Genomic DNA, 11,989 nt, shown 5'->3' on the forward strand with positions numbered 1-11,989 from the left:
GTCGGACCAAGTGCCGCCGGCCCCTGCTCCGCTCAGGCCGCCGCGGCCGGGCTCGCGTCGAAGGCCTTGGCGGAGGCGAGGCGCGTCAGCACGGCGAGCAGGTCGGTCTGGGTGATGATCCCGTGGATCCGGCGGTCCTCACCCGTCACCACCACCGCATGCGCGTGCCCGTTGGTCAGGGGCTCCACCAGGCTCAGAACGGGCTCGGCCGCCCGGGCCGTGTGCGCCTCGGACATCACCTGCGCGAGGCTGCCCTCCCCGCGCAGGGCCAGTTCGCGCAGGCCCAGGGTTCCGGCGAGGCGGCCCGCCTCGTCCACCACCGGCAGGGTCCGGATGTTGTGCCGGAGCAGGAGGTCGCGTGCCCGGGCGAGCGACTCGTGCAGGCCGATCGTCACCACGTCGCGGGACATCACCGCGCCGCAGTCCAGGGCCCCGTGCGCCCGCACCAGGGCCTGGCTCTCGACCTCCCGCAGCAGTCGGTCGAGGTCGCTGCGGTCGATGTCGAGGGTCTCGTTGAGGTTGAGGAGCGCGGCGTCGACGTCGCGGGCGTTGAAGCCGACCCGGATGGGGGCCGGCAGGTCGGTCGTGCCGTGCAGGTTGGCCGGGGGGGCCGACGGGACGTGCGGATAGGTGCGCCCGGAAATCCGGTGGAAGGCGATGCCGAGGCTGACCAGGATGATGGAGTTCAGGCAGACCGGCACGAAGGGGAACAGGAAGCCCGAGGAGGCGATGGCCGGGCCGCCGATGAGCGCGGTGAGCGCCGCGGCCCCGCCCGGCGGATGCAGGCTGCGCGTGAACGACATCGCCGCGATGGCCAGCGAGACGCCGACCCCGATGGCCAGCACCGGATTGGGGATGAAGTGGGCGGCGGTCACGCCGATCAGGGCCGAGATCGTGTTGCCGCCGATGATCGGCCAGGGCTGGGCCAAGGGGCTCGCCGGCACGGCGAAGAGCAGCACCGCCGTGGCCCCCATGGGCGCCACGATGAGGGGAATGTATGGGCCTTGCCCGACCATCCAGCCGGTCACGAGTCCCGTCAGGGCGATGCCGATGAGGGCGCCAAGGCAGCCGATCAGGCGCTCGCGCAGGGTGGCGCCGGCCAGGATCGGCCGGAACAGACGGGCGCCGAGCAGCGCACCGGCCGGGCGGTCGGGACCGATAGGGTCTGACATCCTCTCCCCCTCGCTCGCGATGCGCACGCTGCACGAGCGAACGCTGAAAATGCAGGCCGACGTCTCTGGTATACCAGTGCGACCTTACAGGGCGAGGTCAGAATTGCAAACGGTTCGAGCAGATTGCCCACCTCGACGGCAGAGCCCTGCGCAGGGCGGCGAGAGGTTTCCCGGAGACCGGTCCGGATCGGCGCGAGCCGGCACTCCGATGGCGGGTTCAGGCCGGCGGATCGGACCGGCCGGGCTCGACGATGACGTTGGGCGGCGTCGGCCCGGCCCCGCCCAGGATCTTGCGCAGGCCGCGGGCGCGGGTGCGGCCGGCGCGACGGCGGGTTTCCGGCACGGTCCCGTGTTCCCGCGCCACATCGGCCACGTCCGCGTGGGCGATCAGGCCGTGCTCGGCGGCATGCTCGGCCATGGCGAGGCTGTCGGCGGCCAGAACCAGGCTGCTGCCGGCCGCCTCCACCGCCTCGGCGAGCTTGGCGATCTCTTCCAGCCGGCCCGCATCCCGCGAGACGTTGCGGATATAGACCGCGGCCACCCGGCCGGGATAGGCCGCGACGATGCCCGCGTAGACCTCGGGATCGTGCTGGCCGCTGTCGCCGATGAGCACGAAGGGCAGGTCGTGGTAGAGCGTCAGCATGTGGTCGATGAGGTGGCGCTTGTGATCCTCGGCCCGGCGCGGCAGCGGGCTCGTCCAGGACAGACCCCATTCGCGCAAGAAGAGCACCGGCCCGACCGGGATCCGGTGCATGACGAAGAATTCGCTGAGCATGTCGTAGATGCCCCACGGCGCCCGGGAGACGTAGAGCATGGGATTGCCCTCCGCCCCGCACGGCCCGGCATAGAGCGCCCGGTACAGGGCGGCGGCCCCCGGGAAGGCGACCCGGTTCTCGGCATCCTCCACGAACAGCCGCCAGAGCATCTTGACCTTGTTGGCCACGCCCGTGTGCATGATCGTGTCGTCGATGTCGCTGATCACCACCCGCCGGCAATCGACCGAGGGGATGAACACCTGCGCCTTCGCCCGCACGGGCTCGGGGCCGGCCAAATCGAGCTCCAGGCTGTGCCAGGAGGCCTGCGGCGGCGCGGGCAGGTTCGGGCGCAGGTGGACGCGGAAGTAGCCGTCCCGGTCGGTGACGACCTGCTCCTCGCAGCCGAAAAAGCGCGCGGTGAGCGCGGCACCCGCCACCGTGCGGCGGGTGATGCGGCGCCGGATGTCGCGCAGCTCGGCGGCCCAGCCCTCGTCCGGCGCGTCGGCCGCCCGGCTCGACTGCCGAAAGACCCGGCCGATGAGGAAGACCTCGTCGCGGGAGCCGTAGCCCCGATAAGTTTCCACCACCGTCCCCGCGCGGCCTTGAGACCGTCGAACCGGCTTGGCCAGCAGGCGCAACGCCCGCAGGGTGCCTTTCGCGAACCGGGCAGCCCCCTGTCGGCCGGTCATGGTTGCGTCGTCATCGTCGTGGGGCCCCGTCTCGACATCGTCGGTTCAATGCCCGGCGCCGGCAAAGGTTCGCCGCGGGGCATCGCCGCCGTCGCCGGGAGGGCTGTGGAGCATGCGTGCCATGCCGTCGCGCGAACGGAACTCGGCCATGTCCCTCCGGTTCACCCCATGCACCCTGCGTTCCGGGTGCTGTCAGCGTCGAGTCTCCATGCATCTCCCCACCGACGACAGCGGCCATCCCCTGGCCGTGGAGTTCCAGGATTTCATCCGAAGCCAGCCCTTCCCCTGCGTCGGCGCGAAATCGGCCCTGTCGAAGGGCCAGATGAAGATCGTCGTGGCGCGCAGCATCGCCTCGAGCTGGGACGATCCCCGGCTCTATCCCGCGCTTCTCGCCTTCATCTGCCGCTACCGGGCCAAGCCCGAACTGTTCCAGAGCTTCGCCGTGATCTTCGAAGGTCCGACGGACCTCGGCGAGGAGGCCTTCGAGCGCCACCTCTGGGACCGCGTGCAGTCCCTGTCGGACAAGGACGAGTTCCTCGGCCAGCGCTACGACACCCGCGTCGAGGCCGACCCGAACGACCCGCACTTCTCCCTCTCCTTCGGCAGCGAGGCGTTCTTCGTGGTCGGCATGCATCCCGGTGCCAGCCGGCCGGCCCGGCGCTTCCCGCACCCGGTCCTGGTGTTCAACCTGCGCGCCCAGTTCGAGCAGCTGCGCGCCGAGGGGCGCTACGAGAAGCTGCGCAGCGCGATCCTCTCGCGCGACGAGGCGCTGGCCGGCTCGATCAACCCGATGCTCGCCCGGCATGGCGACGCCTCGGAGGCGCGCCAGTACAGCGGCCGCGCCGTCGACGCCGACTGGGTCTGCCCGTTCCGCGGCCGCGACGCGGAGGCCCGCGATGCCGCCTGAGCCCCGCCCGCACCCATCGACCTTGCACGAGATCGCGCCGCGCTCCGGCGTCGCCTTCACCCTCGACAAGGGCGAGCGCCTCACCGTGATCGACCCGCAGGGCGAGCAGGTGGCTGACCTCCTCGCCTTCGTCCGCGGCGACCTCGACGAGGTGATCTCCTCGGGCCGGACCCTCGATTATGCCAGCCGGATCTACCTCACCACCGGCGACCCGATCTATTCCAACCGCTCGAATGTGCTGCTGCGCATCGTCGCGGACACGGTGGGCCGCCACGACTTCCTGCTGACCCCGTGCTCGGCCGACACCTTCCGGATCATCTACGGCGACACCCACCCGCACCGGGGCTGCTTCGGCAATCTTGCGGCGGCGCTGGCGCCCTACGGCGTCGTGCCGGACCGGATCCCGGTGGCCTTCAACGTGTTCATGAACGTCACCGTCGACGGCGGCACGGGCGACTTGAAGGTCGAGCCGCCCCTGAGTCGGGCGGGCGACCACGTCACCTTCGAGGCGGAATGCGACCTCGTGATCGGGCTCACCGCCTGTTCGGCCCTGCAATCGAACAACAACAGCTTCAAGCCGATCCGCTACCGCATCGACCCGGCCCGCCTCTGAAGCGGGTGCCCGACGGGGCCGCGCCCGTGCTATGGGCGGCGCCCGGCGCCCCCTCTCCCGGGGGGCCCCGTCGTGAACAGGTCGAAGCGAGTCCCATGCGAACCATCGTCTATGCCGACGGCGGATGCGATCCCAATCCCGGCCCCGGTGGCTGGGGCGTCGTCATCGAGGCCGAGAACGGCCGCATCGAGCTCTGCGGCGGCGATCGGGCCACCACCAACAACCGCATGGAGCTGACCGCGGCGATCAACGCCCTGCGTCACTTCCCCGAGGGCGCGCAGATCGAGATGCGCTGCGACAGCCAGTACGTCATCAAGTCGGTGACCGAGTGGATGCGCGGCTGGAAGGCCAAGGGCTGGCGCACCGCTACCGGCCCGGTGAAGAACGTCGAGCTGATGCAGGAGCTCGATGCCCTGGCGGCCCGGCGCGACGTGCGCTGGACCTGGGTCCGGGGCCATGCGGGCGAGGCCGGCAACGAACGCGCAGACCGGCTCGCGGCGCAGGGCCGGCGCGAGGCCCTCGGCCTGCCGCTGCGCCCGGAGAGCGGACCGGCACTGCTCACCGGAACGGCTGCCCTGCGCGCGGCGGTTGCCCCGGCGGTCTCGCAGGCGGTCTTGGCCACGGCGCCCGCCGCGTCCGAGCCCGCCCCGGCGCGCACGAGCGCGATCCCTCTCGATCTCGGCCTCGGCCTGGAGGTGTCGCGCGCCGCGAAAGCCTCCGGCCTGACGCCGCAGGCCTACGTGGAACGGGCGGTGCGGCTCGCCCTAGACCTCGGCCCCGAGGGGCTGGAGCGGGCCCGCGCCGACCTGCGCGGCGCCAAGGCTGCCAACGCGGGCAAGGGCGTCTCCACCCCTTGAGTCCAGCGGGCGATCCCCTCGGCGCACGCCTCCCGGCCGGCTTCTTCGCCCGCCCGGCGGCGGACGTGGCCGCGTCCCTCATTGGCTGTGACCTGCGGGTGGACGGGATCGGCGGGATGGTCGTCGAGACGGAGGCCTATGACCGGAGTGACCCGGCCTCGCACAGCGTCAACGGCCCGACCCGGCGCAATGCCAGCATGTTCGGGCCGCCGGGGCACGCCTACGTCTACCGCTCCTACGGCCTGCACTGGTGCCTGAACCTCGTCTGCGAGCCGGGCAGCGCGGTCCTGATCCGGGCGCTGGAGCCCCGCCACGGGCTCGACGCGATGGCGGCGCGGCGGAGGCTGTCCGATCCGCGCCTGTTCTGCGCCGGACCCGGCCGCCTCTGCCAGGCGCTCGCCGTCACCCTCGCGATGGACGGCCTGGCCCTCGACGCGCCCCCCTTCGCGCTGGCCGCCCCCGAGACGGCGCCGGCCTGGATCGCCGATCGCCGGATCGGTATCTCCCGCGCGGTGGAGACGCCCTGGCGCTTCCTGCTCGCCGGCTCGCGGGCCGTGAGCCGGCCGCCCTCGCGCCACGCGACGCCGGGCGGCCCCCTCACGCCGCCCGGACCGTCTCCAGGAAGCGCGTGACCTGCACGGTCAGGTGCTCCGACTGGGCGGTCAGGTCGGAGGCCGAGACGAGCACCTGACGGGCGGCGGCGCCGGTCTCCTCGGCCGCGTGGGCGACGCCCGAGATGTTCTCGGTGACCTCGCTGGTGCCGCTGGCGGCCTGGCCGACGTTGCGCACGATCTCCTGGGTCGCCGAACCCTGCTCCTCCACCGCCGCCGCGATCGAGGTCGTCACCTGGCTGATCTCGCCGATCCGGCCGCTGATAGTGCGGATGGCCCCGACCGCCTGCTCCGTCGAGGCTTGGATGCGGCCGATCTGCTCCTCGATCTCGTGGGTCGCCCGCGTGGTCTGGTTGGCGAGTTCCTTGACCTCGGCGGCGACCACCGCGAAGCCGCGGCCCGCCTCGCCAGCCCGCGCCGCCTCGATCGTCGCGTTCAGCGCCAGCAGGTTGGTCTGGCCCGCGATGGTGGTGATCAGCGCGACGACGTCGCCGATCCGCGCGGCGGCGCTGCTGAGGTCCTGGACGAGCCCGGCGGTCTGGGCCGCCTCCTCCACCGCCCGCAGGGCGAGGTTGGCCGAGCCGTCGACCTGGCGGCCGATCTCCTGCACCGACGAACCGAGCTCCTCGGCTGCGGCCGCCACGGTGTTGACGTTGGAGGCCGCCTCCTCGGCGGCGGCCGCCACCGTCACCGATTGATCGGTGGTCCGGGCCGCGTTGGTGCTCATCGCCGCGGCGGTCTCCTGCAGCGCGCCGGCGGAGGCCGACACCGTGGCGATGATCGAGCCGACCGCCACCTCGAAGCCGTCGGCGAGCTCATGCATGGTGCGCTGGCGCTCGGCCGCCGCCGCCGCATCGGCGATCTGCCGGCGCTCGGCCTCCTCCGAGGCCTTGCGGGCGACCAGGGCGCGGATCTCCTCCACCGCGCGGCCCACGGCGCCGACCTCGTCGCGCCGGTCGCGCCCGACGATCACCGCGTCGCTGTCCCCCCGCGCCATCCGGCGCAGGGCCTCGACCAGCTGGCCGATCGGACGGGTGATACCGAACACGGCGACGAGCCCGGCCGCGAAGAGGCCCGCGAGCAGGCCGAGGCCGCCGAGGAGCAGGGTGTTGGTCCGGGTCCGGTCCGTCATCGCCGCGAGATCGCGGGCGCCCGCGTCGACGAAGGTCCGGATGTCCCGGCCAAGGGCGCTTCCCTCCGACACCATCGCGTCGAAGGTCGGGTCGACGGTCTGGTGCAGCAGGACGAGGGCCTCCGTCTTCAGGCCGCTGCTCGCCAGGGTGCGTGCCTCGGAGCTGTCGGCCATGAAGCGGTTGACCTTCTGTTTCAGACCGTCGATGCGCGGCGCGAAGCTGGGAGCGGCATCCCGCAGTTCCGCCAGCACCTTGTTCAGGCGCTCGCTCGCCTCGTCGAATCCCTTGTCGGTCTTCTGCATCTCGTCGGGGCTGCCCTCGGCGATGTTGCGGAAGTTGAAGTAGCTCATCGTGAAGACCAGCCGGTTGACCGTCCGCAGGTCGGCGATCGCCTTCGTGTCATGGGAGACGAAGCGGCTGTAGGCCTCGTCGATCTGCGTCATCTGGGTGGTGGCGTACCAGAGGCAGCCACTGACGATGACCCCGATCAGACTGACCACCGCGATCAGTTTGGTGATGATGCTGAAGCGCGCGAGCAAAGCCACGAGAGATCTCCGGACCGGTATCGGTGCCAGAGCTAGCAGCGGGAAACTTAAGGCACCGCTAAAGCATCGCGACTGCTCATCGTTTGCGCTGGATTACGAATGTATTGAATTATATTTACTTTCCGGATCGTATCTGAACGTCTCCGATTACGGACTTGATCCGGGCCTTATCCGAGTCGAACCGGTGGCAATACCTCGACGAACGCGGGCCGCCGGGGGCGGAGGCCGGATCGGAGCACGGACACAGGCCCGAAAAAACCCGCCTCGGCGTGAGCCGGGCGGGGATGAGGTCTTCGAGCTTGGGTCGTCGGTGCAACGGCCGGCCGGCGCTATGGTTCCGGTCCGCGCCGTCTGAACCAGGGGGCGAAGGTCCGCGTTTCCCGCCCAAGGCCCGCCCGTCAGGCGAGCCGGACGCGTTGCGCGCCATCCGCCAGGGAATGACCATGCCCGTCACCGACGACCGAAAGTCCCAGTACCGCGCCGAGCGCGATCGTCTGATGGCGGAACTCGCCGCACGCGGGCAGGAGGCGCATACGGAGGAGCGCCAGTTCGAGGACGGGTACGCCCTGCGCGACATGGACGAGAGCACCCGGGAAGGCCTTCGCTTGCGCATCGGTGAATTGACGGCGCTCATCGAGAAGATCGAGACCGGCACCGCCTGACGGAGAGTGGATCGGCCGCCGCGACCGAAAAAGAAGCCCGCAGGGGCGATGCCCTGCGGGCCGAGACGGTCCGAAACCTTGGAGACGCCGAGGCTAGACCGCAGCCCCGGTGCCTGACATCCCCCAAATGGAGGGTGCCGAGCGGGTCATCCGATCTTCGCAGAAAACGGCTAAGGGATCCTCCCGACGGGCCGCGCTCCGGACGGTCGATCGCAGGGACGCGAGATCCCGCGCGGATCACCCCTGCGCTGTTTGCGCAACAGTGGCCCTGATCCCGTCCCTGCTTGGATTAAACCATATTGTCATAGTTATAGCACCGTCTATACCCCGTCCTCGGACAAACGGCGCGGGGGCGGTATGACGAGAGCGGATCGCTATGGACGCGGCGGCCCTGACCGCGCGGGAGCCGCCAGCCTCGCCCTGCTCACCCTGACGGCCGCTTCCGGCGTCCACGCCGCCGATCTCGGCGCGCCACGCCCCCTGGCCACGGCACCGGCCTTCGTCGACTGGTCGGGCCCCTATCTCGGAATCGAGGGCAGCGCCGGCAATTCCTACGGTGCCTACACCTTTCGCGACACCACGGTCGGCGGTCGCCCGGTCCGTCCGTTCAAGACGGGCGACGCCACCGGTCGGTCCGACCTCGGCCGCGACGCCACCACCGCCGTCGGCGGCCTGTTCGGCGGCTACAACTGGCAGACCGGCCCCTGGCTGTACGGGATCGAAGCCGATGTCGCGGGCGCGAACCTGAAGCGGCCGGTGCTCCTGCCCACCCCCGGCTTCGTCGGCGACGGCGATCCGGGCCTCGGCCTGATCCGCGCCAAGACCGACGTCTACGGCACCCTGCGCGGGCGCTTCGGCTACGCCTTCGAGCGGTCGCTGGTCTATGCGAGCTTCGGGCTCGCCGGCGCCAATGCCCGCATCCTGGCGAGCTATCCCGACCCCGGCACCGGCCTCGTCACCACCGCGCGGCGTGACCTCTCCTCGCTCGGCTTCACCCTGGGAGCCGGCGTGCAGTTCGCCGTGACCGAGAGCCTCGCCCTCGGGATCGACTACCGCTATCTCGACCTCGGCGGCAGCGGCCGCTTCGATCTCGGCGCCGTCCCGGGCCTCGGCCCGGTGGCGACGCGGCAGGATTCCTTCACCTCGCACCAGATGATGGCGCGCCTGTCCTGGCATCCGAACGGCTTCGTGCTGCCGCCGGAGGTCGACGACGCCGCGCCGCACGATCCCGGCGACGGCTCCGGCGACCGGTTCTCGCTCCACGGCCAGACCACCTTCATCGCCCAGGGCGTGCCGGGCTTCCGCGCGCCCTATACCGGTCCGGCGAGCCTGATCGGCCATCAGGTCCAGTCGACCACCACCGCCACCGCCTTCCTGGGGCTCAAGCTCTTCGAAGGCACGGAACTCTACTACAATCCGGAATTCTCCCAGGGCTTCGGCCTGAGCCGGACCCTGGGCGTGGCCGGCTTCGTCAACGGCGAGGCGCAGAAGGCGGGCGCGCCGTTCCCGAAGCTGCGCTCCAACCGCTACTTCGTGCGCCAGACCTTCGGCCTCGGCGGCGAAACCGAGGACGTGCCGGACGGCCCGAACCAGGTCGCCACCCGGCGCGACATCGAGCGGATCACCGTGGTGGCGGGCAAGTTCGCCCTCGGCGACTACTTCGACGGCAACGTCTACGCCCACGACCCGCGGGTGGACTTCATGAACTGGGGCATCTGGGCCTCCGGCGCCTACGACTTCCCCGCCAACCTACCCGGCTTCACCCAGGGCGTGATGGTCGAGTACAACCGCGCGGCGTTCGCGATCCGGGCCGCCTACACCCAGGTGCCCAAGGAGCCCTCCAGCGACGTCCTCGACCCGCGCGTCTTCCGCCGGGCCGGCACCACTATCGAGTTCGAGGAGCGCCACGTGCTGCCGGTCCTCGATCAGCCCGGCAAGCTGCGCCTTGGGTTCTTCACCAATGTGGGCAACTCGGCCGACTTCCGGGAGGTGGTGTCGCTGACCCAGGCCGGGCTCTTCGGCGACATCAACGATGCAGCCGCCGCCACGCGGGCCGCGCGGCGCAAGACCGGCTTCTACCTGAATCTCGAGCAGGCGGTGACGGCGGACCTCGGCGTCTTCGCCCGGTTCAGCGCCAATGACGGCCGCACCGAGAGCCTGTCCTTCACCGACATCGACCGGTCGGTGTCCGGCGGCGTGTCCCTCAAGGGCACCGCCTGGGGCCGGCCCGGCGACACGGTGGGCCTCGGCACCTCGATGAACGCGATCTCGCCGAGCCATCGCGCCTTCTTCGCCAATGGGGGCGTCGGCCTCCTCATCGGCGACGGCCGGCTCAACTATGCCCCCGAGCGCGCGGTAGAGGCCTACTACGCCTTCGCCCTGAACAGGACCCTGACCCTGTCGGTCAATTACCAGCACGTGGAGAACCCGGCCTACAACCGGGACCGCGGGCCGGCGGACTTCTTCGGCACCCGCATCCACGCGGATTTCTGACCCCCGGGGCGTCGGTCCGGCGTCAGGAGCGCGGCCGCTCCGGCTGGTCGCAGCGATAGGCCCGCCCGTTGACCGACGCGACCGGCACGAACCGGCCGCCCGCCGCCCGGCATTCGGCGACATGCGCGTCCATGGCCCACTTGTCGGCGAGGGCGAGGCTGAGCGGGACGACCGTGACCACCAGCAGCAGCGCGACCACGGCACAGACCGCCCAGCCGACCCCGCGGGGCGGCGGCTCCGGCGGATGGTAGCGCTCCGGCGGCAGCGGCGCGAGGAACGCCAGCGTGGTGAGCCCGAGGAGAGTGGCGGCGCCCATGGTCATCCCGCATCGGTCAGGCGCCCCAGACTAAGCCGAGGCGGGCGCCCGGGGGAGGCGACCATACGAAGCAGCGCCCCCGGCCGAGCCCAGGGCTTCCGCCGGCCCAGACCTCCCGTCGGCCCGAGCCTCAGGCCCAGCGCGCCAGGGCCGCCTCCGCTTCCGCGGCGTTGTCGCGGATGCGGTAGACGGTCTGCCGGCTGAGGCCGGTCGCGACGGCGATCGCCGAGATCCCCCGCCCCTCGACGAGGGCGGAGCGCACCGCCTCGTACTGCGCCCGGCTGAAGCTCGGCTTGCGTCCGCGATAGACGTCGCTGCGCGCCCGCGCCTGGGCGATGCCGGCCTTCTGCGCCTCTCGCATGGCCTCCGCCTGGGCCTGGGCCGTCGCCGCCATGAAACCGATAAGGGCATCGCGCACGGCCTGCTGCATCGGATCCGCCGTGGCGCCGTCGAAGGTCAGCCGGTGGATGACCGTGCGCACCACGACGCCCCGGCGCATCATCTCCCGCAGGGTGTCGCAGACGTCGGCGTAGTTGCGGCCGAGGCGGTCGACCCAGCGCACCACCAGGACGTCGCCCCGCCGCAGCAGGTCGAACAGCCGGCGCCCCTGCGGCCGCTCGCGCAGGCAGGTGCTCAGGCCCGACACGCCGTCATCGGCCACGACCTCGTCGACGACGAAGCCCGCGGCGGCGGCCTGCGCCTCCTGATGGGCGATGGTCTGGTCTCCGGTCGAGACCCGGGCATACAGAATGGTCTTCATCGATCACGGCCGCACTCGGACATTCGGGCCCGCAGGACGACGCCCATGCGTTGCCGTGTCAATCCATTCGACGGCGCAGGGACGAAGGTGCGGCGGCGTGATGCGGGAGTGGTTCGGCACCCTGGGGCTGCGTCCGTCGCCCCGCCCCGGCGCTACGGAGTACGGCTCTCAGCGGCCGTCACCGCGGATCCCGTTCAGCACGCGGTCGAGGTCCCGCTGGCGTTCGGTGCGGACGTCCGGATCGGCCGTTGAAGCGTCCACGCGGCACCGTCTGGCCGGTGGGCAGGGTGCCGCGCGACCGAGGCGGGATGCGCGCGTCGCTTCGGCGAAAGCCGGCGTTTAGGGCATTCTTGGCCCGAGACTTACGGCACCTTTGTCCAAGATGTATTCATGATGCATCGAGACGGGGCGAACCCTCATCTCAGGTCCCACCGTTTAATCCTGTCCTCGACGTGCCTGGCCGCACGTCATGGCTG

Annotated in this window: 11 protein-coding genes; 6 read left to right on the top strand and 5 right to left on the bottom strand. The window is 71.2% G+C overall.

From position 1 onward, the window contains the following. Positions 1–32 precede the first annotated feature (32 nt). Together ASF18_RS21985 and ASF18_RS21990 are read right to left on the bottom strand one after the other, a co-directional pair. Positions 33–1,172, bottom strand: a complete 1,140-nt coding sequence (locus ASF18_RS21985; RefSeq protein WP_056355371.1) for an HPP family protein — start codon at positions 1,170–1,172, stop codon at positions 33–35. A gap of 217 nt (positions 1,173–1,389) precedes the next feature. Further along, positions 1,390–2,616 (bottom strand): phosphatase domain-containing protein, encoded by a 1,227-nt coding sequence (locus ASF18_RS21990; protein ID WP_056355373.1) that lies wholly within the window; start codon positions 2,614–2,616, stop codon positions 1,390–1,392. A 208-nt stretch (positions 2,617–2,824) separates the two neighbouring features. On the opposite strand from ASF18_RS21990, the gene gntA reads away from it, so the two are divergent. The 4 genes from gntA to ASF18_RS22010 all read left to right on the top strand — a co-directional run bounded on the left by gntA (position 2,825) and on the right by ASF18_RS22010 (position 5,625). Beyond that, positions 2,825–3,523 (top strand): guanitoxin biosynthesis heme-dependent pre-guanitoxin N-hydroxylase GntA, encoded by a 699-nt coding sequence (gntA, locus tag ASF18_RS21995; protein WP_056355378.1) that lies wholly within the window; start codon positions 2,825–2,827, stop codon positions 3,521–3,523. Further along, complete coding sequence (locus ASF18_RS22000; protein ID WP_056355381.1) at positions 3,513–4,136, top strand: urea carboxylase-associated family protein; 624 nt, start codon at positions 3,513–3,515, stop codon at positions 4,134–4,136. Before gntA ends, ASF18_RS22000 begins: the two co-directional genes overlap by 11 nt. Before the next feature lie 95 nt (positions 4,137–4,231). Then, positions 4,232–4,993, top strand: a complete 762-nt coding sequence (gene rnhA / locus ASF18_RS22005; protein WP_056355383.1) for a ribonuclease HI — start codon at positions 4,232–4,234, stop codon at positions 4,991–4,993. Then, entirely contained in the window at positions 4,990–5,625 is a 636-nt protein-coding gene (locus ASF18_RS22010; RefSeq protein WP_056274271.1) for a DNA-3-methyladenine glycosylase, read from the top strand. Before rnhA ends, ASF18_RS22010 begins: the two co-directional genes overlap by 4 nt. On the opposite strand, the gene ASF18_RS22015 is transcribed toward ASF18_RS22010, so the two are convergent. Then, positions 5,591–7,282 carry a methyl-accepting chemotaxis protein gene (locus tag ASF18_RS22015; RefSeq protein WP_056355387.1) on the bottom strand — a complete coding sequence of 564 codons (1,692 nt, stop codon included), beginning with the start codon at positions 7,280–7,282 and terminating at the stop codon, positions 5,591–5,593. The genes ASF18_RS22010 and ASF18_RS22015 overlap by 35 nt on opposite strands. 443 nt (positions 7,283–7,725) lie before the next feature. On the opposite strand from ASF18_RS22015, the gene ASF18_RS22020 reads away from it, so the two are divergent. Continuing rightward, complete coding sequence (locus ASF18_RS22020; protein WP_156389600.1) at positions 7,726–7,944, top strand: hypothetical protein; 219 nt, start codon at positions 7,726–7,728, stop codon at positions 7,942–7,944. A 357-nt stretch (positions 7,945–8,301) separates the two neighbouring features. Then, entirely contained in the window at positions 8,302–10,437 is a 2,136-nt protein-coding gene (locus ASF18_RS22025) for a carbohydrate porin (protein ID WP_056355391.1), read from the top strand. A 22-nt stretch (positions 10,438–10,459) separates the two neighbouring features. Here ASF18_RS22025 and ASF18_RS22030 read toward each other — a convergent pair whose 3' ends face one another. Then, positions 10,460–10,753 carry a hypothetical protein gene (locus ASF18_RS22030; RefSeq protein ID WP_156389599.1) on the bottom strand — a complete coding sequence of 98 codons (294 nt, stop codon included), beginning with the start codon at positions 10,751–10,753 and terminating at the stop codon, positions 10,460–10,462. Positions 10,754–10,883: 130 nt separating this feature from the next. Next, the gene (locus tag ASF18_RS22035) at positions 10,884–11,513 is read right to left on the bottom strand and encodes a recombinase family protein (RefSeq protein ID WP_056213119.1); all 630 of its coding nucleotides are present in this window, start codon (positions 11,511–11,513) and stop codon (positions 10,884–10,886) included. Between the last annotated feature and the right edge of the window lie 476 nt (positions 11,514–11,989).

This window comes from Methylobacterium sp. Leaf89 (assembly GCF_001422215.1).
In the GTDB taxonomy this organism is placed as follows: Bacteria; Pseudomonadota; Alphaproteobacteria; order Rhizobiales; family Beijerinckiaceae; genus Methylobacterium.

What these genes read in the sequence shown, in the direction of transcription:
- ASF18_RS21985 (WP_056355371.1), bottom strand. Translation starts at nt 1,172, where the DNA reads ATGTCAGACCCTATCGGTCCCGACCGCCCGGCCGGTGCGCTGCTCGGC.
- ASF18_RS21990 (WP_056355373.1), bottom strand. Translation starts at nt 2,616, where the DNA reads ATGACCGGCCGACAGGGGGCTGCCCGGTTCGCGAAAGGCACCCTGCGG.
- gntA (WP_056355378.1), top strand. Translation starts at nt 2,825, where the DNA reads ATGCATCTCCCCACCGACGACAGCGGCCATCCCCTGGCCGTGGAGTTC.
- ASF18_RS22000 (WP_056355381.1), top strand. Translation starts at nt 3,513, where the DNA reads ATGCCGCCTGAGCCCCGCCCGCACCCATCGACCTTGCACGAGATCGCG.
- rnhA (WP_056355383.1), top strand. Translation starts at nt 4,232, where the DNA reads ATGCGAACCATCGTCTATGCCGACGGCGGATGCGATCCCAATCCCGGC.
- ASF18_RS22020 (WP_156389600.1), top strand. Translation starts at nt 7,726, where the DNA reads ATGCCCGTCACCGACGACCGAAAGTCCCAGTACCGCGCCGAGCGCGAT.
- ASF18_RS22025 (WP_056355391.1), top strand. Translation starts at nt 8,302, where the DNA reads ATGACGAGAGCGGATCGCTATGGACGCGGCGGCCCTGACCGCGCGGGA.
- ASF18_RS22030 (WP_156389599.1), bottom strand. Translation starts at nt 10,753, where the DNA reads ATGGGCGCCGCCACTCTCCTCGGGCTCACCACGCTGGCGTTCCTCGCG.
- ASF18_RS22035 (WP_056213119.1), bottom strand. Translation starts at nt 11,513, where the DNA reads ATGAAGACCATTCTGTATGCCCGGGTCTCGACCGGAGACCAGACCATC.